Consider the following 22,070-nt stretch of genomic DNA (forward strand, 5'->3'; position numbering starts at 1 on the left):
CGATCCTGGTTGTCGTGCATAAAAAAACCCGCTTCTTTCAAAGCGGGTTTTTTCATTCAGCGCCTAAAATCAGGCCGCCGGCTCCAGCTCCAGCGCCGCAACAGCAGGCACAACCGCCTGCCCGCTCAACGCCAAGTCCAGCAGTTCACGGTTGGCCACTGCATACATGGCGTAGTCCGTACCGCTGGCGGCACGGATTTCCACCAGCATGGCGCGCCAGCGTTCGATCATGCCTTCGTGCTCTTCCATCCACAGCGCCAGACGTGTTTCCACGTCCTGGGTGCCGTCGCCCTGTTGCAGGACCGAGATGGTGATTGCACGTTGCTGCCAGTCCACATCATCGCGGAAGGCTTCACGGGCCAGGGCCTGCCAGTTGTTTTCAACCGGCAGAGCGCTGATCTGTTGCAGGTACCAGGTGATGTCCAGCGCGCTGCCCACGGCGAAGTACGCCTTGGCCACGTCGGCCGGGTTTTGACCGGTGACGTCGGCGGCTTCGATGATCGGCAGCAAGGTGTACAGGTGCGTGGTACCTGCAACCATGCGCGCCAGCAACTCAGGCACGCCAGCAGCGACGTAGGCCTGATAACGGGTCTGCCAGCCTTCGCGGGTCGGGCCTTCCAGCAGTTCGTCGAGCTTGAGGCCCAGCGCTGCCAGATGTGGACCGAAGTGCGCGACGTCACGGGCAGCGTTCTGCTCGTTGCGACGGCTGCGCAGGAACCAGCGGGTCGCCCGGCGGCCCAGACGCATCAGCTCGTCCATCAGCTCCAGTTGCACATCAGCGGAAACCTGGTAGTCCAGGGCTTCAATCTGACGGAACCAATGCGGGAGATGGAAAATGTCACGCACGATCACGTAGGCGCCCGCCACGTTCGCCGGGCTCATGCCGGTCGACTCTTTGAGTCGTTGAACGAAGGTGATGCCCATGTGGTTCACCAGATCGTTGGCGATCTGGGTGCTGACGATTTCGCGCTTCAGACGGTGACGACGCATGGCTTCGGAGAACTTGCTCACCAGACTCGGCGGGAAAGCGGTTTCCATGTCGCGGGTCAGGTAATCGTCGTCCGGCACCAGGGAGTTGAGCAGCGCTTCCTTGAGGTCGATCTTGCTGTACGAGATCAGCACCGACAGTTCGGCACGGGTCAGGCCATGGCCCGCCGCGATGCGTTCAGCCAGCACTTCCTCGTTCGGCAGGAACTCGATGGCGCGATCCAGCTTGCCGCGGCCTTCCAGATCGTTCATCAGGCGCTTGTACTCAGCGATCCGCACGAAAGCGCGGCGTGCCGCCAGGGACAGGGCCTGAGTCTGCTTGTAGTTGTTGCCCAGCACCAGATTGCCGACTTCGTCGGTCATGCTCGCCAGCAACTGGTTACGTTGCTTGTCGGTCATGTCACCGGCCTGAACCACTTCGTTCAGCAGGATCTTGATGTTGACTTCGTGGTCGGAGCAGTCCACGCCACCGGCGTTGTCGATGAAGTCGGTGTTGGAGCCGCCGCCATTGAGGCCGAATTCGACGCGACCCAGTTGGGTCATCCCGAGGTTACCGCCCTCGCCCACGACTTTGCAGCGCAGTTCGTTGCCGTTCACGCGCAGTGCATCGTTGGCCTTGTCGCCGACATCGGCGTGGCTTTCGGTGCTGGCTTTGACGTAAGTACCGATACCACCGTTCCACAACAGGTCTACCGGGGCCTTGAGCAAGGCGTTCAGCAGTTCGGTCGGGGTCAGCTTGTCAGCCTTGATGTCGAAGCGCTCTTTCATCTGCGGGGAAATCGCGATGCTTTTCGCGCTGCGGGAGAAGATCCCGCCGCCTTCGGACATGATGCTGGTGTCGTAATCGGTCCAGGCCGAACGCGGCAGATCGAACAGGCGCTGACGCTCGACGAAGCTGTTGGCCGGTTGCGGATTCGGGTCGATGAAGATGTGCAGGTGGTTGAAGGCTGCGACCAGTTGCAGTTTGTCGGACATCAACAAACCGTTACCGAACACGTCACCGGCCATGTCGCCGACGCCCACGACAGTGATGCTGTCTTCCTGGACATTGATGCCGCGTTCGCGGAAGTGGCGTTGTACGCCGACCCACGCGCCTTTGGCGGTGATGCCCATTTTCTTGTGGTCGTAACCGGCAGAACCACCGGAAGCGAACGCGTCACCCAGCCAGAAACCGTAGTCGATGGCGATGCCGTTGGCGATGTCGGAGAAGGTCGCAGTGCCCTTGTCCGCGGCAACGACGAGGTACGGGTCATCGTCGTCATGACGCACGACGTTGGCCGGCGGAACCAGCGCGCCGTCTTTCAGGTTGTCGGTGATGTCCAACAGGCCCGAGATGAAGATGCGGTAGCAGGCGATGCCCTCGGCCGCGATTTCGTCGCGACCGCCACCCAGTGGCAGGCGACGCGGCAGGAAGCCGCCCTTGGCGCCGACCGGCACGATCACCGAGTTCTTCACTTGCTGGGCTTTTACCAGGCCCAGCACTTCGGTGCGGTAGTCTTCTTCACGGTCGGACCAGCGCAGACCGCCACGCGCGACGTTACCGAAGCGCAGGTGCACGCCTTCGACGCGAGGCGAGTAGACGAAGATTTCGAACTTCGGTACTGGCTTCGGCAGCTCGGGAATCTGGTGCGGATTGAACTTGAAACTGAAGTAGGACTTGTTCTGACCACGGGCATCGGTCTGGTAGAAGTTGGTCCGCAGGGTTGCCTTGATCAGGTCAAGGTAACGACGCAGGATCCGGTCTTCGTTCAGCACCTGAACGTCGTCCAGCGCAGCCAGGATCGCGTGTTCCAGGCGTTGCTGCTTGTCTTCCAGGTCGTCGGTACCGAGCTTGCGCGCCAGGTAGAAACGGGTCTTGAACAACCGGGTCAACTCGCGAGCGATGTCGGTGTGGTTGGTCAGGGTGGTGGCGATGTAGCCCAGGTCGAAGCCCAGACGAATCTGCTTCATGTAGCGAGCGTAGGCACGCAGCAGCGCCACATCACGCCATGGCAGGCCGGCGGTCAGCACCAGACGGTTGAACGCATCGTTCTCGGCATCGCCACGCACAATGTGGACAAACGCGTCCTGCAGCGTGTCGTTGAGTTGCTGGATGTCGAGTTCCAGGCCTTCAGCGGCAGTGAATGCGAAGTCGTGAATCCAGAACTCACGGCCGCTGTTGTGACGCAGGCGATACGGGAATTCACCCAGCACGCGCAGGCCGAGGTTTTCCAGGATCGGCAACACGTCGGACAGGGCCAGCGGGGTATCGGCGTGATACAGCTTGCAATGCAACTCGCGCTGACCGGACACCTGGCCCAGCGGCTGATAGAAGCTCATCACCAGCGGGTTTTTTTCGGTCAGGCTCAACAGGTGCTGCATGTCGACCACGGCCGAATGCGCCGCGAAACGCTCGCGGTAACCGGCCGGGAAGCCTTTCGGGAAGTCGGCCAGCACGTTGGTGCCGTGGGCTTCGCCGAAGCTTTCTACTACCAGGCTGGCGTAGTCGTCCTGCCAACTGCGGCAGGCCTGGACCACTTCTTTTTCCAGCAGGACCGGGTCGATGTCCAGGCGGTTCTTCGGATCAACCCGCAGAATCAGCTGGACACGGGCCAGTACGGACTCGGAGAAGAACGTCCAGAACTCGCAATCCGAGGCTTTCAGGCGATCCATCAGCACTTGCTGGATCTTCTGGCGCACTTCGGTGGAGTAGATGTCGCGCGGCACGTAGGCCAGGCAGTAGCAGAAACGGCCGTACGGGTCTTTGCGCAGGAACACGCGGATCTTGTTGCGTTCCTGGATCTGCACGATCGACATCACGGTGCTGAACAGCTCGTCCACCGGGGTCTGGAACAGATCGTCGCGAGGCAGTACTTCGACCACCTGCGCCAGTTCCTTGCCCAGGTGAGCCTTGGCCTGGAAGCCGGAGCGGCGTTCGATTTCTTCGACCTTGCGGCGGATGTACGGGATGACCCGCACGCTCTCGCCATACACCGAGGAGGTGTACAGGCCCATGAAGCGGCATTCCTTGATGACTTTGCCGTCGGCGTCGATTTCACGGATCGACACGTAGTCCGGGTACGCCGGACGGTGTACGCGGCTTGGGTGCGCAGCCTTGGCGAACGACAGCAGGGTCGGTTCGCGCAGGTAGTTCACGGCGTAGTCTTCGATGCGCAGGTCTTCGTAGGTCAGGCCGGTGCGCAGCAGTTTGGTCAGGCCCAGGAAAGAGCTCTGGTCGTACTCGATGTGGCCGCCGTCGGCCTGGTCGCTGACCACGAATTCTTCGTAGCCCAGGAAGGTGAAGTGGTTGCCCACCAGCCATTCCAGGAAGCTTTTGATTTCGGCTTTTTCTTGCGGGTCAACCTTGAACTGGCTGTTGTCCAGACCGGTCAGGATTTCCTGGACCTTGTCTTTCATCGGCTCGAAATCGGCGACCGCGACGCGGACTTCGCCGAGAACCTGTTCCAGTTCCTTGCTCAGTACATTCAGTTCGGCCGCGTTGGCGCAACGGTCGATTTCCAGGTACATCAGCGATTCTTGCAGGATGCCTTCGCCCTGGGTGCCTTTGGCCAGGATTTCCAGCAGCTCGCCCTTGCTGCCGCGACGCACGCTCAGCACAGTGGTTTGCAAGGTGTGGATGCTGTAGCCGCGACGGTTCAGCTCGGTACGCACCGAGTCCACGAGGAATGGCAAGTCGTGGTGCAGCACTTCGACCGCGGTGTGGGTCGACTGCCAGCCGTGGCGTTCGTAATCGGGGTTGTAGACGCGCACCTGCGGTTGCGCGTGATCGAAGCGCTCAAGCAGGCGCCACGCAGAAAGGGTACAGCCAGCGAGGTCGGACAGCCGACGCTGGGTCAGCTCGTCGAGGGAAATGATGCCGAAAAATTGTTCAGCAAACAGCGCCACTTGTGGCAGTGCCTGTTCACTGATGTGCTGCGCCAGTGCCGCTTGCAGTTGGTGCTGGAAGTCGGCTTTGCTGGCTGCGGTGAAGAACGCCATCTGTGGTACTCCGCTTGGGCTTGTTATTGATGGAAGCGTCGCGTGCAAAACCCCTTTCGGGGCGATCCGTCACCCTGTTCCTGATTCTCGGGCAGAGGAAACAGGGTGACAGGTGGGTGAAGCTGGACGAGACACTCAGGTCACATTCACCTTCCAAGAATGGGTATCTGCAAAAACGACTGTACGATGAATTGCACAATGCCTTGACGGGTATCCATTCGATGCGCAGCTTAACGAGTGCGACAACGTGCCTGCTTGCGGCGCTGCGACATATTCGGTCATCGGCACGCAGCTTGCGCCTTGCGCACCGAATAACACTAGCAGCCGCACAGCAAGACGGGGAGTTTAACCCCGGTTTTGCGGCACGTCCGTACCCGAAATGACCAGCAACACACCGGATGTTCACGACACATCCTCTGACACTCAGGCGAGCAGAAATTCCCGGCGACTGGCAGAATCGCCCTTTGTTTGTCTTCACGATGCTCGTCGAGCCAGGAATCAACCATGCAAATCACCACCGAACTGTTGATCGTCAACCCGTGCGATGACGAAGAAGACAACCTGGCCATGCTCTGCTGCACCAGCGACGATGGCGAATTGTTCCTGATGAGCCGTTTCCCGGACGAGGACGAACTGGAGATCATCTTTCAGGACAAGCCTTCGGCGCTGGACGGCGTGAAAGTCACCCTGAGCGCTACCCGCCTGCTGATCGAAATCGCGGCGACTGACGCCGATGCGCTGAACGGCGAAGACTCCCTGGAAATCATTCACAGCACTGATGCCAGTGACCTGCCGGAAGTGGAAGAAACGTTGCAGAACATTCTTGAGGGGATTGGCACTTATATAAGCGAGCTGTGATTTTCGGCGCCTGTACCGGCCTCTTCGCGGGCAAGCCTCGCTCCTACAATGACCGCATGCACCTGACAGGACGCGGTCACCTGTAGGAGCAAGGCTTGCCCGCGAAGGCGTCCGAAAGAACACCACTGTCCTCGATCGTTCCCACGCGTGGGAACGATCGGTCATAAGGCGTGTTAACGAGCGCTGATCCGCACATTTCTACAAAATGCCGTTAGTCGCCACCCCCTGCGATGCATTAAAGTAACGCCCCCAGCCCTGGCGTTATTCGAACGTCTTCGGTCACCCTTTCCAGGAACAGTCATCGATGGAACATCGTGAAGCGCTGCTAGCGCTGCGAACCTTTCTTTCAACGCAGATTCTCGGCCAGGAAAAACTCATCGAGCGCTTGCTCATCGCCTTGCTTGCCGACGGCCACATGCTGGTCGAGGGCGCCCCGGGGCTGGCCAAGACCAAGGCCATCAAAGAGCTCGCCGAAGGCATCGAAGCGCAATTCCATCGCATCCAGTTCACCCCCGACCTGTTGCCCGCCGACATCACCGGCACCGAGATCTATCGCCCGGAAACCGGCAGCTTCGTGTTCCAGCAAGGCCCGATCTTCCATAACCTGGTGCTGGCGGACGAAATCAACCGCGCCCCGGCCAAGGTGCAATCGGCGCTGCTCGAAGCCATGGCCGAGCGTCAGGTCAGTGTCGGGCGCAGCACTTACGAGTTGTCGCCGCTGTTCCTGGTGATGGCCACGCAAAACCCGATCGAGCAGGAAGGCACGTATCCGCTGCCCGAAGCCCAGCTCGACCGCTTCCTGATGCACGTGAAAATCGGTTTCCCGGACGCCGCCGTCGAACGGCGCATCCTGCAACAGGCTCGCGGCGAAGCGCTCAACGGCGAAACCAAGCCCGAGCGCCGGGTCAGCCAGCAGGCGATTTTCGCCGCGCGCAAGGAAATCCTCGGGTTGTACATGGCCGACGCCGTGGAGGAATACCTGGTGCAACTGGTCATGGCCACCCGCACGCCGGCCAAGTTCGACCCGGAAATGGCCGAGTGGATCGCCTACGGCGCCAGCCCGCGTGGCTCCATCGCCCTCGACCGCTGCGCCCGGGCCCACGCCTGGCTCGCCGGTCGCGACTTTGTCAGCCCGGAAGACATCCAGGCCGTGCTGTTCGACGTGTTGCGCCACCGCATCATCCTGTCCTTTGAAGCCGAAGCGGCGGGCATCGACCAGGACCGGGTGGTCCAGCGGATTCTCGACGTCGTAGCCGTCGCTTGACCCCGATGAACGCCATCCTGCCGCCCGAGCCGGGCATCCGTGTCAGCCTCGCCGAGCTGATCGAGATGCGCCATCGGGTACGCGAAGTGCAATTGTTCTCCACGCCGAGCCAGCGCAGCCCGCTGATCGGCCTGCACCACTCCAAACTGCGCGGGCGTGGCGTCGATTTCGATCAGGTGCGGGTCTATCAGGCCGGCGACGACGTGCGCACCATCGACTGGCGCGTCACCGCCCGCACCCAGGAGCCGCACACCAAGCTCTTTCACGAAGAACGCGAGCGACCGATTTTCATCATGGTCGAGCAAAGCCGTCGGCTGTTTTTCGGTTCGGGGCTGATGTTCAAATCAGTGCTGGCCGCGCAAGCTGCGAGCCTGATCGGCTGGGCGGCGCTCGGGCACAACGATCGGGTTGGCGGGCTGGTGTTCGGCGATAACGAGCACTACGAAATCAAACCCCGGCGCAGCAAGCAAAGCCTGCTGCAATTGCTTAACCGGCTGGTGCGGGTCAACCAGTCGCTGCACACCGAAAGCGAGCAGAACCGCGATTCGCTGAACATGGCCCTGCGCCGCGCCCGAGAAGTGTTGCGCCCCGGCAGTCTGGTGATCGTGATCTGCGACGAGCGTGCCTTGACCGAAGGTTCTGAACAGCAACTGAGCCTGTTGTCACGCCATTGCGACCTGTTGTTGCTGCCGCTGTCCGATCCGCTGGACCACGCCCTGCCCGCCGCTGGGCTTCTGCGTTTCGCGGAACGTGGCGCGCAACTGGAACTCGACACGCTGAATTTCGACCTGCGCCAGACTTACCGCGCCCAGGCTGAGGAACGAATCGCGCGCTGGGAACTGCTCGCGCAGAAGCTGCGGGTACTGTTGATGCCCCTGAGCACCCAGAGCGAGATGGTGGAGCAGTTGCGCGAATACCTGAACCCACAGAAACCGGGGAAAGGTCGATGAGCAGCCTGGAACAACTGCAGCCGCTGATGATCCCGCCGCCGATCAGTTTCTGGCCTCCGGCGCCGGGATGGTGGCTGTTGCTGCTGCTATTGCCGCTGATCGGTTTCGCTTTGTGGAAAGTCTGGCACCTGATTCCGGACAAGCGCCCTATCGTGCGCGCCGAACAGCCGCTTGACCCGGTGCGCCTCGCCGCCCTGGCCGAACTCGCGCAAATGCCCAAGCCCTACGACGGCGCCCCGGCCGGTGCCTGGTTGCAGCAGCTCAACGGGTTGCTCAAGCGCCTGTGCCGCAACCATTACCCCTACAGCCAGAGCCACACGCTTAATGGCCGCAAATGGCTGGCGTTCCTCGACAACCGATGCCCGGCCGCCGGCCTGACACGCTGGATGGTGTTGGTGGAAGGCGCCTACAAGCCCGAATGCAAACTCGACGACAAGGCCATTGCCGGCCTGACCCAAGCCGTCGACACCTGGATTCGCAAACATGTTTGAGTTCGCCTGGCCTTGGATGTTCGCCCTGCTGCCGCTGCCATGGCTGATGCGCCTGGTGCTGCCGGTGGCCGACAGCGGCGAACCGGCGCTCAAAGTCAGTTTTCTCAGCGACCTCGAAGGCCTGGCCCGCCGCCGCGCCCGCGCCAACCTGCCGGCCTGGCGGCAGCAAGCGCCGTTCATTCTGCTGTGGCTGTTGCTGCTGATGGCCGCCGCGCGCCCGCAATGGCTCGGCGAACCGCTGCCGATTGCCGCCAGTGGCCGCGACTTGCTGGTGGCGGTGGACGTGTCCGGCTCGATGGATTTCCCCGACATGCAATGGCAGGACGAAGACGTCAGTCGCTTGTCGCTGGTCCAGCATCTGCTCGGGGACTTTCTGGAAAGCCGCGAAGGCGACCGGGTCGGTCTGATCCTGTTCGGCAGTCAGGCCTATCTGCAAGCACCGCTGACCTTCGACCGGCGCACCGTGCGCGTGTGGCTGGATGAAGCGCGAATCGGCATCGCCGGCAAGAACACCGCCATCGGTGACGCTATCGGCCTGGCCCTCAAGCGCTTGCGGATGCGTCCGGCGCAAAGCCGCGTGCTGATCCTGGTCACCGACGGCGCCAACAACGGCGGCGAAATCGACCCGCTGACCGCCGCGCGTCTGGCCGCCAGCGAAGGCGTGAAAATCTACCCGATCGGCATCGGCGCCGACCCGGAGCAAAGCGGCACGTTGGGCTTCCTCGGCGTCAATCCAAGCCTGGACCTTGACGAACCGGCGCTGAAAGTGATCGCCCAAGCCACCGGTGGCCAGTATTTCCGTGCCCGCGATGGCAAAGAGTTGCAGGCGATCAAGGACACCCTCGACAAACTGGAACCGGTCACCCAGCAACCGACCCAGGCCCGCCCGGCTCAGGCGTTGTATCACTGGCCGCTGGCGATGGCGCTGCTGTTGAGCATGTTGTTGGTGGCGCGCGAGCGCTGGCCGGACAATCCGCTGCAACGTTTCCTGAGCAAGGACCTGTTTTTGCAAAGCCAACTGCCAGATTGGCGCCAACGGCTGAACCGCCTGCGCCTGCGGAGGCGTCGATGAGCGCGCTCTGGCCTTACTGGTTCCGGCCCTGGTGGCTGCTGCTGTTGCCGGTGCTCGGTTGGTTGCTCTGGCAACTCTGGCATCGACAGAAACGCGCCGGGCGCTGGCAGATGATTCTGCCGCCAGCCTTCCACGCCGCGTTACTGAGCGGCGGCAAAGGTCACGACAGCAAACTGCCGTGGGTGGTACTGGGTCTGGCCTGGGTGCTGACCATTGGTGCGTTGCTCGGGCCGAGTTGGGAGCGGGTCGAACAGACCAGCCAGAAACCCGCCGATCCGTTGGTGGTGCTGCTGGAGCTGACCCCGGAAATGCTCGCCACCGACAGCCCGCCGACCCGACTGGAACAGGCGCGACGCAAGCTGTTCGACCTGCTGCAAAGTCGCAGCGATGCCCAGACCGCGATTGTCGTCTACGCCGGCAGCGCCCACACGTTGGTGCCGCTGTCGGATGACCTGTCCACCAGCCGTAATCTGCTGGACGCGCTCAAGCCTTCATTGATGCCCGAGGTCGGTCATCGCGCCGATCTGGCGGTGATCAAAGCCTTGGCGCTGTTGGATCAAGGTGCGCTCGGTCAGGGCCGGATCCTGCTGATCGGTTCGTCCCTGACCGAGCAGGAACGCTTCGGCATCGAGCGGGCGCTGAACGGCAAGTCCACGGAGTTTCTGATGCTCGGCGTCGGCACGCCCGAAGGCGCGCCGGTGGCGCAGGAGGACGGCAGTTTCCTCAAGGACGCCCAAGGCGCGATTCTGGTGCCGCACCTGGACAATACGGGCCTGAAAGCCTTCGCCACTGATCTGGGCGGCCGCTATCACGCTTCACGACTGGACGACGCCGACCTGGGCGCCCTAGGCCTGCTCGATGGCCCACGCAACCTGCGCAACGACGGCCAGACCCTGCGCCTCGACACTTGGGCCGATCAGGGTTACTGGCTGTTGTTGCCACTCCTGTTGCTGGCGTCCTTTGCCGGGCGCCGGGGCTGGTTGTTCTGCCTGCCGCTGTTGTTCCTGCTGCCGCAACCGAGTTACGCCTTCGACTTTGAAGACTTGTGGCTGCGACCCGATCAACGGGGCCTGCATTTGCTCAACCAGGAGCATCCGGCCGAGGCCGCGCAACATTTCGAAGACCCGCAATGGCAAGGCGTGGCGCTGTACGAGGCCGGCGACTACAGTGGCGCCGCCCAGCGCTTCGCCCAAGGCAATGATGCGCGAGCGCACTACAATCGGGGGAACGCCCTGGCCAAGAGCGGCGAACTGGAAGCCGCGCTGGACGCCTACGATCAAGCCCTGGAGCGGCAGCCGGATTTGCGTCCGGCGCTGACCAACAAGGCGCTGGTGGAAAGCCTGATCAAACAGAAAGCCACGCCACCGGCGGTTGAACCGGACAAATCCGAAGGTGACGAGCCTGGAACCGCCAGCGACAGCCCGGCTCCCGGCGACGCGACCCAGCCGTCGAGCAGTGGCGAAGCGAAAACCGATGCCCAGCCCAACGCGCCGGACACCGAACTACCGTCCACCAGCCCGCCGCAACCGGGAGCCAACGAAGTGCCGGGCAGCGAACTCGGGGACGAACAAAGCACCACGCCACCGCGACGTCCGGCCAACGACAGCCTTGAAGGCGAACAGGCCCAGGCGCTGGAGCAATGGCTGCGCAAGATCCCGGATGATCCGGGTGAACTGCTGCGGCGCAAATTCTGGTACGAACAGCAACAACATCAGGATCAGGGAAAAACTCGATGACCCGCTTCACCGCTCTCTTGCTCGCCCTGCTCTTCTGGACAATTCAGGCCCAGGCTGCGGACCTGGTCGCCAGTGTCGATCGCAGCCGCCTGAGTTCCGGCGAAACCGTCGAACTGACCCTGGAATCCAACGACGTGACGCTGTTCGGCAAACCCGACCTGACGCCGCTGGAACCGGCGTTCGAAGTGCGCGGCACCCGCCAGGTCAACCAGTTGACCACGATCAACGGCGACAACCGCGCGACCACGCGCTGGATCATCACCCTGCTGCCCAAGCAAAACGGCAGCGTGGAGATCCCGTCGCTGCAATTGGGCGAAGTGCGCAGTCAGCCGATTACCCTTCAAGTGATCGAAAGCGAAACCCAGGACACCCAGAACACTCTGGCGCTGGTATTTATCGAGGCCAGTCTCGATCAGGCCAGCGTGTACGTGCAGGCCCAGGCGATCCTGACGTTGCGCATCTACCATTCGGTGTCGCTGTACGACGACAGCAGCCTGACGCCATTGCAGATCCCCGACGCGCGCATCGAGCAACTGGGCGAGTCGCGCACCTATGAAAAGGTCATCAATGGCCTGCGTCATGGCGTGATCGAAATGCGCTACGCGATCTTTCCCCAGCACAGCGGCGTATTGAGCATTCCCACGCAGACGTTCAGCGCCACGCTGGTGGACGTGCAGCCGTCCCCGGACGTGCCCTCCCAAGGGCCGAAACCGGGCAAGTTGCTGCGCGTCAGCTCCGCCGAAATTCCGCTGACGGTCAAGGCCAAACCCGCCACCTACCCGGCCGACGCGCCGTGGCTGCCAGCGCGCAGCCTAAGCCTGAGCGAAAGTTGGAGCCCGGAGCCGAATCACACGCAGGTCGGTGATTCCCTGACCCGCAGCCTGACCCTGAAAGCCGAAGGCCTCGCCAGTTCACAGTTGCCGCCGCTGCCCGCCACCGACATCAACGGCTTGCGCCGCTACCCGGACCAACCGGTATTGGGCAACCAGAACAGCGAACGCGGGCTGATCGGCAGTCGCGAAGACCGTGAAGCGCTGGTGCCCGCCCACAGCGGCGCCATCGAATTGCCGACGGTGGACGTGGTGTGGTGGAACACCTTCGAAGATCACCTGGAACGCAGCAGCCTGCCGGCCCGGACGCTGCAAGTGACGAATAATCCGAGCCTGATGGTCGACACCCCGGCAGGCACCGCCCAAGTGAATTACGCCGCCGACAGCGAAGCCCTGTGGTGGTGGAAGCTCAGCACAGTGATTCTGGCCTGCACCACCCTGCTCGGCTTTGGCCTGTGGTGGCGCGCTCGTTGGCAACCGGCGATCCTGCGTGCCGCGCAAACCGGCCCGAGCCCGCGCACCGTGCTCGACGAGCTCAAGCGCGCCTGCCAGGCCAACGACCCCCACGCCACCCGCCAGGCCCTCGACGCCTGGGCCCGGCAACAACCGGAAACCCTGGCCGACATGGCGGCGCGGTTTGTGCCGTTGTCAGATGCCCTCGACGGCTTGAACGGCGCGCTGTACAGCGAAACCGGCCAGCATTGGCAAGGCGAAGACCTGTGGCGCGCGACCCGGGCGATTCCGCTGGCGGAGCGGGTGCAGGATCCGGTGGGTGATAGCGGGTTGCCGCCGCTTTATCCGAAGTAGCTGTCAGAAAACGTCACTGTCCGTGTTGAAGTTCTGCTTCCCGGATATGTCCTACAACTGATATCGAATCGACTGACTTCGCTAACTTGTAGATTCACTCAGAGTCCTGTGCCTTAAAAGACACAGGGATGCGAGGATGTTTTCTACAGCCAACGACGTTGTTTTCACACTCGACATTGCAGGGTTTTCCTACGACCTTCAGGTCCTCGAATTCCGCGCCAAGGAAGCGCTGAACCGAGCCTACGCGGTCAATCTTGAACTGGTGAGCGAACGGCCCGATATTGACCTCGAGTCGCTGCTGCATCGCCCGGCCTTTTTGACGTTCGGCCCCGACAACTCCGGGATTCACGGCCATGTCTATCGAGTCGCGCAAGGCGACTCGGGCAAACGCCTGACGCACTATCAGATCACCCTCGCACCTCGCCTCGCCTATCTCGCGCATCGCCGCAACCAACGTATTTTCCAGCACCTGAGCGTGCCGCAAATCATCGGTAAAGTTCTGACGGACCACGGGATTCAAGCGGATACCTGGCGTTTCCAGCTCAGCGCAGAATACCGGCCACGGCTCTATTGCGTGCAATACAACGAATCAGACCGGCACTTCATTCAAAGGCTGTGTGAGGAAGAAGGCCTGCATTTTCATTTTCAACACAGTGCCTCCGGGCATGTGTTGGTGTTCGGCGATGATCAGACGATATTCCCCAAACCCAAGAGTCCGACGGCGTATGTCCAGGGCAGCGGTATGGTCGCCGAAGCCCCGGTGATTGATCGCTTCCAAGTCAGCCTGGAAACCCGCACCACCCACGTCAGTCGCCGCGATTACAACTTCGAAAAGCCGCGCCTGCCACTCGATAGCGACAGCAAGACCCCGCAATTGCCTCATCTGGAGGATTACGCATTCCCAGGGCAATTCACCGAGCGCGAACGCGGCAAGCATCTGGCCCGGCGAGCGCTGGAACGCCATCGCGCCGATTACCGGCAAGCCCGCGGGCGCGGTGATCAAAGTGCCTTGCGCAGCGGACACTTTGTTCACCTGACCGAACACCCGCGTCGCGACTGGAATGGTTTGTGGCTGCTGACCGAGGTCGAGCATGTCGGCAAACAACCTCAAGTGCTGGAAGACTCAATGATCGACAGCCATCCGGAGGACGGATTCAGCCAGGGTTACCGCAACCAGTTCGTCGCAACGCCATGGGACGTGATATTCCGACCGCCCCTTGAACACCCCAAACCGCGAATGATCGGCAGTCAGCATGCTGTGGTGACCGGACCTCCCGGTGAAGAGATCTACTGCGATGAGTACGGCCGGGTAAAAGTCCATATGGCGTGGGACCGGGACGGCCAAAAAAACGAGCACTCAAGTTGCTGGCTACGCGTTGCCACGGGTTGGGCCAATGACCGCTACGGCAGTGTGCTGATCCCGCGAGTCGGTATGGAAGTGCTGGTGGGCTTCAGCGAAGGCGACCCCGACAAACCGTTGATAGTTGGCTGCTTGCCGAATGCGGCGACGCCCGTGCCACTGGATCTGCCCACTCAGCACACACAAAGCATTTTGCGCAGCCAGAGCAGCCCCGGCGGCGGCGGTTACAACGAGTTGCGCATTGAGGACCGTAAAGGTTCGGAGGAAATCGCCCTGCGGGCCCAGCGGGATTTCGTCCAGCTGGTGCTCAACGACGAACGTATTCAGGTCGACAACCAACGCACCGTCGTGGTCGGCGGCATCGCCAGCCACGAGCTGCGCAGCGAAGAACACCACCTCACCCACGGCAATCGCCTGACTGAACTCAAACAGGACGATCACCTGCTGGTGCTGGGCGACCAACACATCCGCGTCACCAGTCAGCGACTCAACGCCACACAGCAAATTCACCTCAGCGCCGGGCAACAGGTCGTCATTGATGGCGGAGCACATCTGACGGTCAAGGCTGGCGGGCAATGGCTGACATTGGGGCCGGATGGCATTTTCAGCAGCGTGCCGATTGTGCAGGGCGGAGTTCCGGCCGACGGTTTGCCGGCAGAGCCGTTGATGCCGGGCGCATTGCCCTTGTTGAAGGTGACGTTCGACGCCGTAAAACAGCGTCGGGCACTGGTTTCAACACGCAGCTCGCGTTGCCTGATTTGCGAGGCAGCCCAAGCATGAAACTCTCGACCTCTTTACCCGCCGACCTGCAGTGGAACGAGCAACAAGCTTTTGTGTTGCTCGATGGCGCGACCCTAAGCGATCTGCCGCAGCGCGTGAAAAATTTGAGCCCAGGCTCCAACAGCGTCGCGCTGTATGACTGCTCGTCGTTCAACTCGCTGCGGGATATATCACCGCTGTTGGTTGCCGTTCAACAGCCTGACGAGCCGCTTGTTCAGTTCTATCTGGAACACGCCCATGAGGAATGGGGCGTGTTGCTGTTCGGCTCGAGTTCGACCCACGACGTCGCCCAGCACTTGCGAAAATTGCTGACCGTTGAGTTGCCAGAGGGGTTACCGGTCTTCCTGCGCCTGGCAGACGCCGCCGTGGCGAGAATCCTGTTCGGCAGCGGCGATCAGCGTTTGTTTGGGCCGCTGTCCTGTGTGGTAACGGCCGATGGCGTCGAGGCTGATTGGCAGCGTCATCAAACTCGCCTGGCCGAGTGCCCTGATTTGCCGACGCCCTATCGCCTGAGCGCCGAACAGAATTCGGCGCTGGAACACGCTGATCGGCGCCGCGTTCTGCTGGAACTCGACGCTCATCTGCTGAGGTTTTTCCCCGAACGCCAACACGGCGCAACCGTGGCCGAGCGCTGGCCGATGCTTGAACAGCTGGAAGCCGATGCTGGCGCGCTGGGTTTGAGTTGCCAATCCGAGCTGTTTTATTACGCCAACGTCATGGCTTCGCTGGACGGCACATCGCTCGATCAGCATCCGCACATCCACCGATTGCTGCATACGCCGTCACTGCAATCTCCCGGTGAGCGCGTTGCGCTGGCCGCTGACCTCGCCCACCAATGGGCCATTCAACGGGGCCGCCCATGACTTCACCCGCCAACCTCGCCGCAGCCGCGGCCCCCAAAACCGCCTTTGGCTCGCCCGGTGCCTGTCCTCTGATGCAAACCCACGTGCAACTCCTGCCCGTGCGTTATGGCCTGGTGGAAAAAGCCGTCGACCCAAGCGCTACATTGAAATTGCCCTACGCCCTCCAGACCCGACCGTTGGGCATTCGCATGCTGCGCGACGGTTGGCTGTACGTGATCGACAGCGTTTCCGGTGACATGCATGAATACCGCGTGCTTAACGGCGTGGTCAGCGCTTTGCTGCACAAGGGTGCGAAGGTCGATGAGGATCAGCGCTCGGCCATCGAAGAACGCCCGGCCCTGGTGTTTTCCCGGCGCAGCACCTTGCACGTGTGCTTCGCCGAAGTGCAGTGGACCGCCGCCAAATGCGCTCAAGTCACCGACAGCCGCGAGGAGCGCGAGCACTTCATGCAAGCCGTCGACCTCGGCCCGGTGAATTGCGAAACCGGTGGCGAACACTTGTTGACGGTCGCGCAAGCCAGGCAGTGGCTGGCGGAGATTGCGACGGTTCCGGCCCAGCAGGCCCAAGCCGAAAAGGACCACGCCGAACATGAAAAAGACGCGTCACCGGATGCCGTGCTGCTGTCGACGGTGCAGGTCAGCAACGTCCCCGCCCATGAGCTTGAACCTTATCTGTGGGAAAAACCCCAGCGCTTTCGCGAGGCCCATATCGGCGAGTTTCTCGGGCGGGTGCGCCCGGCGTATCAGGACGACACGCTGTTCCTTGTGGTGCAGGACGACCTCGGCGTGCTGCGCGACCTCGCCGACTATCAAGACGCTGTGGTCGGCTGGGTCGATGACTGGAGCAATGCCGAGCACAACGAGCGCAATTACTTGCTGGCGTGTTACATCGAGTCGTTGAGCCAGCTCAGCCCGGCGGATGTCGATAAGCTGGCCGAGGCCAGCGACAACCCACGGACCAAGGCCTTGTTCACCGATCTGGAACAGTTACCCGAACCGGAGGGGGAACAGACCCGCAAAGCCTTGCTCGACTACTTGAATAGAGGCGGCAAAGTCGTGCCGCCGGACGCACCGGTGTCGCCCGAACTGGAGCACACCCGTCGGGAGGCCGTGGACAAGGCGTATGAGATGAACCGCTTCGACGGCCTCGCGCCGGATGCCACGGCCTATCGCCGGGCCAGTGATGAGGCGGACCTTCGTTACTACACGCGCCAGCATTTCGCGGTCGCCCCGGCCGACTTCGTCGAGCGTCACTTGCAGACCCTGGTCGACCTCGGCAAGGAGAACAACCGACGCATCCGGGACCTGCTCGACGGCCCTTTGCTCAGCGGCAAACGCGGGGTCAACGACCTCATTGATCGCCAGGCCATGGACAACGAACTGTTTCAGTACCGCGCCGACCTTGGCCGCTGGAATCGCCTGCTCGAGCGCATTACCGCCGACCGCACGCAACTGGTGTGTGCCGGGCGCTACCACCGCTCGGCGTGGTATTACGACGCGCACGAACCAATGCAGCTGGGCCAGGCGTTCAGCGCTGAATACGCCTGTATCAAAGACATCTGCCGCAGCGACCACGCGAGCAAGGAACTGCTCGGTTATCTGGAAGAACACCCGGAACTGACCCGGCCATTGTTCTACACCTTGCCGCTGCGCCTTCAGCCAGAACAGGCCGTGCAATACACGCTGTTGTTCAACGCCGGCATGGGCGTGTTCAACAACCTGCCGCACTGGCTCGGCGAGCTGAAGAAAATCGAACAACCGCACCTGCCGGCCCTCGACGACTTGCCCGAACACACCCGCGCCGTGGCTGACGCGGCCCAGCACAGCCTCAGCCCGGCGCTGAACCTGGGCTTGAGTCGGGCACTGGAAGGGTTCGACCTGACAGGGAAAAAAATCCCCGACCTCGACGAACTGTTCCGGCAACTGCCCAAAGCGCTGCACATGCGACTGCTGGATGCGGCAAAAACCACCGGGGTGACGTTTACCGTCGCCACACCGGCGGAACACGCGGCGCTGCAAACCAACCTCAAGGAAATGATCCGCGAGCGTGACTACCTCAAGACCTTGACCCGTGAACGCAACCAGATCACCCACAACAAAAACCGCCAGGGGCATAAGACGCCACGGGCGATTGAGTTGCAGGGAGAAATCGCGCGCGTGCGCGGGCAATTGACGCAACTTGAGGGACGGTTGGCCGGGGCATTGAGCCCGATTGCCGAGTTGCCGGATCAGGCTGTGCGGCTTTATGGCGCGACGCAGGCTCGGGCGGGGGTGACAGTGGTGTTTCCGCCGGCGCAGCAACAGGAGGTGCGAGGGTTGCTGAGGAATATTCGGTTAGGGGTGGGGGCGGTGCCGAATGCGGGGTTGATTAAAAGTGAGGGGATGGGGTTGTTGGTGTTTTTGGTGCAGGGGGTGAATTTGGTTTCGGTCATAAGAGAATTGACCAACCAATCGAGGAACAAGCGAACATGGATGCCTTTGGCCAGTGCGCTGGCTGCTACTGGAGCCGCGGGATTCACTGCGGCTCAGAGTTTGGCTGATACAGCCTTGAAGGCGCGGAGCGCGGACTTAGTCGCGGGGCTTCAGCGTCACGCGTTACAAACTGTTCACGTCCAGATGGGGAAAATGCATGTTGGGTTGGGATTCTTTACCTACCTTTTAGGTTTTACATCGTCACTGTTCAGCCTCAATTCCCAATTTCAGAATTGGCAGCGGGCGACGCGCAGCGGAGATAGCTCGGCACAGAACAGCGCGGCGCTTGCCACATTGGGCGCAGGTGGGATGACAACCGTTAATGCCTACGGCTTAAGCCATACCGTCCATGCCACTTTTAGAGTTCTGACTGCACGGAGTGCCGAAGCACGAACAGCCGCTTGGGCGGCGGCAGGCACGCGCCTCTCTACAGTATTTTTTCGGTTCAATTTGGCAGGTGCGTTGTTCACCGTACTGGAACTAGGCGGTACTTGGCTTTACAACCGCTACAACATCAGCGCCCACGACAAATGGCTCAAAACCACGCCGTGGAGCCTGGATGCGGAGGAGCGCGGCGACCATACGCTGGATGAATACAAAAGCTATCTGGTCTTTTTACTTCATGCGCCTTATGCCCAACTGGGTCCGAACGAACATGATTCGTGGCTGAAAAACCTACTGTTAAAGGCCAAACCCAAGGACATTCATCTGGTGCTGCCAGGGCTCACACTCAATGATTTTCAGCCTCCCTTGAACGGTCAACCAGCACGACGCCTGGGAATTGGCGCCCACCGCATTTCCGTTCCCCTTCACAGTCGCGGAACGCCGCGAGAGCGCAAGGACGCCATTAGCAGTGAAGTGACGATCAGTCTGCGCATCGTAGAAACAGGACCGGATCGGTTGGTGTTGTGCCTGCAATATCCACTGGACATTGATGCGGAATTTACCCCCGCGTCCGAAACACTGGAATTGACGGTCTGCCTACAGACCTTGAACGCCAACGGCGAGTGGGTTTCTCTCAATCGCGTCATTCGTCTCAACCCCCGTGGTGAGGGTCACTTCCCTGTGTCGCCCTCTCAATCCGTTACCGAGCGCCCACCGATGTTGCTGGTTGAAACCCATTTGCTGGAGCTGGCCGATCATGCCCACCAAGATTGATAGCTTCGTCCCTGGCCCGCATCTTGACCATTCCCGAAATGCTGGTGATGTCGAGTTGTTTCCAAGTGGAAGGATCACTTATCTGGCACCCTTGCCATTACCGACACCGATGCCCCCGCATGGTCCTCACATTGGGGAATTAAATGATGTGTTTATGGACTTCGGGTTGGGATGGCCGCAGGTATTCTCATGGCAGGTCATATTAGGCGGACCTTTCAGCGGCACCTTCATGGTTATGTTTCTGTTCCCGCTACTTGCCGGCATCCTGTTTTTTCTTTTCGGAATGGGGTGGGAAGATATTACTGACGCCATACAGGGAGTTTTTCTAGTGTCATATGGCTACGCTCTTGTAGCCGGCTTTTGTTCTCTACTCATCGGCCTCTGCACTTGGCACCACAACCACAAAAAACGCCTCCATATCTTCCCCACCCGCTTCAACCGCCAGCGCCGCGAAGTCTGTTTCATGCCCGAAGACGTCACCGAACCGGTCTTCGTCCCTTGGGAATCCCTCTCCGCCTGGGTCATCGAGTCCCAGGGCGCCACCCAGTACGGCATCCAGCGCCAATACGGCATGGGCATCGGTTTCCAGCACGGCGAAACCCTGACCAGCGTCGAATTCCCCTGCTTCGGCCTGCCCATCGCCATCAGCCATTGGGAAGCGATTCGCGGCTACATGGAATATGAAATCCACGACCTTAAAGCCATCCAGGACCCGCAAGACCTGCAAGGCCCCGACGACCCGCCCCACGAAGGCCTGCACACCTTCCACAACGCCCGCGCGCGCATGCATCAGCAAATCCGCGACGGTTCCCGCGACCGGATCTCGGGGTTTTTCTGGTACCTGTACCACGTGATGACCCTGTGGATGATCCCCAACTACCTAACCGAATGGGAAGTCCGCCGCATCCAGAAACTGGGCCCCCAAGCGATGCCCGAAGTGATGCAGCAATGGTCCGAGCCGTTGCCGAAAGAACAATGGGCCAAGCCCAGCGAAGAACTCGTGCGAATGAGCGAACAGGTTCGGCAGATGCACAAACGCCAACCAAGGAAACCGATCACCGAGATTTTTGCTGAAGTGCGGCGGTTGAATCCGACGGACAAACGACGTGCATGAAGTGTTCAGTCTGGGCGACTACGTGCTGACCATGAGTGCCAACAGCGAGTGGGTTTCTCGCAATCGTGTCATATGCCTGCCCCCCCGTGCCGAGGGCCATTTCCCTGTATCGCCCTCTCAAGTTGTTACCGAGCACCCACCGATGTTGCTGGTTGAAACCCATTTGCTGGAGATGGCAGACCATGCCCACCAAGATTGAAAGCCTGCTGCCGCCCCCACACCTCAAGCAATCCCGCAAGGCAGGCGATGTCGAACCGTTCCCCGGTGGAAGAATCACTTATCTCGCGCCATTGCCATTGCCGACCCCGATGCCTCCGCATGGTCCTCACATTGGGGAATTAAATGATGTGTTCATGGAGTTCGGACTGGGGTGGCCTCAGATATTTTCATGGCAGGTAATATTAGGTGGCGCATTCAGCGTTGCCTTCTCTGTTGCATTTCTATTTCCACTCATTGGCGGCTTCCTTGGACTCGTGCTTGCATACAGCTGGGAAGATACTTGGGACTCCATTGAAGGGATCTTCCATGAATCTTATGGCCTAGCTTTACAGACTGGCTTTTTGATGTTGCTCATCGGCCTCTTCGTCTGGCACCACAACCACAAAAAACGCCTCCATATCTTCCCCACCCGCTTCAACCGTCAACGCCGCGAAGTCTGTTTCATGCCCGAAGGCGCCACCGAACCGCTCTTCGTCCCTTGGGAGTCCCTCTCCGCCTGGGTCATCGAGTCCCAGGGCGCCACCCAATACGGCATCCAGCGCCAATACGGCATGGGCATCGGTTTCCAGCACGGCGAAACCCTGACCAGCGTCGAATTCCCCTGCTTCGGCCTGCCCATCGCCATCAGCCATTGGGAAGCGATTCGCGGCTACATGGAATATGAGATCCACGACCTCAAAGCCATCCAGGACCTTGAAGACCTGCAACTCCCCAACGACCCGCCCCACGAAGGCCTGCACACCTTCCACAACGCCCGAGCGCGCATGCACCAGCAAATCCGCGACGGCTCACGCAACCGGGTCTCGGGGTTTTTCTGGTACCTGTACCACGTGATGACCCTGTGGACGATCCCCAACCGCCTGACCGAATGGGAAGTCCGCCGCATCCAGAAGCTGGGCCCCCAAACGATGCCCGAAGTGATGCAGCAATGGTCCGAGCCGTTGCCGAAAGAACAATGGGCCAAGCCCAGCGAAGAACTTGTGCGAATGAGTGAGCAGGCTCGGCAGATGCATAAACGCCAACCCAGGAAACCGATTACCGAGATTTTTGCTGAGGTGCGGCAGTTGAATTCAACAGACAAACGTCGCGCATGACCGGCTGAAGAAGCTTTTTGTGGCGAGGGGGCTTGCCG

General features: G+C 61.0%; 13 protein-coding genes. 12 read left to right on the top strand and 1 reads right to left on the bottom strand.

Translation table 11 applies throughout. The features are described 5' to 3' along the window. Nucleotides 1-69: 69 nt before the first annotated feature. On the bottom strand, nucleotides 70-4,965 hold the full coding sequence (locus HB680_RS09200; RefSeq protein ID WP_213938186.1) for an NAD-glutamate dehydrogenase: 4,896 nt from the start codon (nucleotides 4,963-4,965) through the stop codon (nucleotides 70-72). 504 nt (nucleotides 4,966-5,469) lie between these two features. On the opposite strand from HB680_RS09200, the gene HB680_RS09205 reads away from it, so the two are divergent. The 12 genes from HB680_RS09205 to HB680_RS09260 all read left to right on the top strand — a co-directional run bounded on the left by HB680_RS09205 (nucleotide 5,470) and on the right by HB680_RS09260 (nucleotide 22,032). Beyond that, nucleotides 5,470-5,823, top strand: coding sequence for a hypothetical protein (locus tag HB680_RS09205; protein ID WP_213938187.1), 354 nt, complete (start codon nucleotides 5,470-5,472; stop codon nucleotides 5,821-5,823). 304 nt (nucleotides 5,824-6,127) lie between these two features. Then, nucleotides 6,128-7,087: a MoxR family ATPase gene (locus HB680_RS09210; protein ID WP_003218556.1), complete on the top strand. Its 960-nt coding sequence runs from the start codon at nucleotides 6,128-6,130 to the stop codon at nucleotides 7,085-7,087. A gap of 5 nt (nucleotides 7,088-7,092) precedes the next feature. Next, the gene (locus HB680_RS09215; protein ID WP_213938188.1) at nucleotides 7,093-8,037 is read left to right on the top strand and encodes a DUF58 domain-containing protein; all 945 of its coding nucleotides are present in this window, start codon (nucleotides 7,093-7,095) and stop codon (nucleotides 8,035-8,037) included. Then, nucleotides 8,034-8,528: a DUF4381 domain-containing protein gene (locus HB680_RS09220; protein WP_213938189.1), complete on the top strand. Its 495-nt coding sequence runs from the start codon at nucleotides 8,034-8,036 to the stop codon at nucleotides 8,526-8,528. Before HB680_RS09215 ends, HB680_RS09220 begins: the two co-directional genes overlap by 4 nt. Next, a complete protein-coding gene (locus HB680_RS09225) occupies nucleotides 8,521-9,600 on the top strand; it encodes a VWA domain-containing protein (RefSeq protein WP_213938190.1) in 1,080 nt (359 codons plus the stop codon). The genes HB680_RS09220 and HB680_RS09225 overlap by 8 nt, the downstream gene beginning before the upstream one ends. After that, the gene (locus tag HB680_RS09230) at nucleotides 9,597-11,336 is read left to right on the top strand and encodes a tetratricopeptide repeat protein (protein WP_213938191.1); all 1,740 of its coding nucleotides are present in this window, start codon (nucleotides 9,597-9,599) and stop codon (nucleotides 11,334-11,336) included. The genes HB680_RS09225 and HB680_RS09230 overlap by 4 nt, the downstream gene beginning before the upstream one ends. Then, nucleotides 11,333-12,973: a BatD family protein gene (locus tag HB680_RS09235; RefSeq protein ID WP_213938192.1), complete on the top strand. Its 1,641-nt coding sequence runs from the start codon at nucleotides 11,333-11,335 to the stop codon at nucleotides 12,971-12,973. Before HB680_RS09230 ends, HB680_RS09235 begins: the two co-directional genes overlap by 4 nt. A 136-nt stretch (nucleotides 12,974-13,109) precedes the next feature. After that, on the top strand, nucleotides 13,110-15,113 hold the full coding sequence (locus HB680_RS09240) for a type VI secretion system tip protein VgrG (protein ID WP_213938193.1): 2,004 nt from the start codon (nucleotides 13,110-13,112) through the stop codon (nucleotides 15,111-15,113). Beyond that, the gene (locus HB680_RS09245) at nucleotides 15,110-15,976 is read left to right on the top strand and encodes a DUF4123 domain-containing protein (protein WP_213938194.1); all 867 of its coding nucleotides are present in this window, start codon (nucleotides 15,110-15,112) and stop codon (nucleotides 15,974-15,976) included. The genes HB680_RS09240 and HB680_RS09245 overlap by 4 nt, the downstream gene beginning before the upstream one ends. After that, nucleotides 15,973-19,605 (top strand): toxin VasX, encoded by a 3,633-nt coding sequence (locus HB680_RS09250; RefSeq protein WP_213938195.1) that lies wholly within the window; start codon nucleotides 15,973-15,975, stop codon nucleotides 19,603-19,605. The genes HB680_RS09245 and HB680_RS09250 overlap by 4 nt, the downstream gene beginning before the upstream one ends. 463 nt (nucleotides 19,606-20,068) lie before the next feature. Continuing rightward, nucleotides 20,069-20,719, top strand: a complete 651-nt coding sequence (locus HB680_RS32715) for a hypothetical protein (RefSeq protein ID WP_256735486.1) — start codon at nucleotides 20,069-20,071, stop codon at nucleotides 20,717-20,719. Nucleotides 20,720-20,901: 182 nt separating this feature from the next. Beyond that, nucleotides 20,902-22,032: a SoxR reducing system RseC family protein gene (locus HB680_RS09260; protein WP_213938197.1), complete on the top strand. Its 1,131-nt coding sequence runs from the start codon at nucleotides 20,902-20,904 to the stop codon at nucleotides 22,030-22,032. Nucleotides 22,033-22,070 lie beyond the last annotated feature (38 nt).

Source organism: Pseudomonas sp. dw_612 (assembly GCF_018449725.1).
GTDB lineage: Bacteria > Pseudomonadota > Gammaproteobacteria > Pseudomonadales > Pseudomonadaceae > Aquipseudomonas.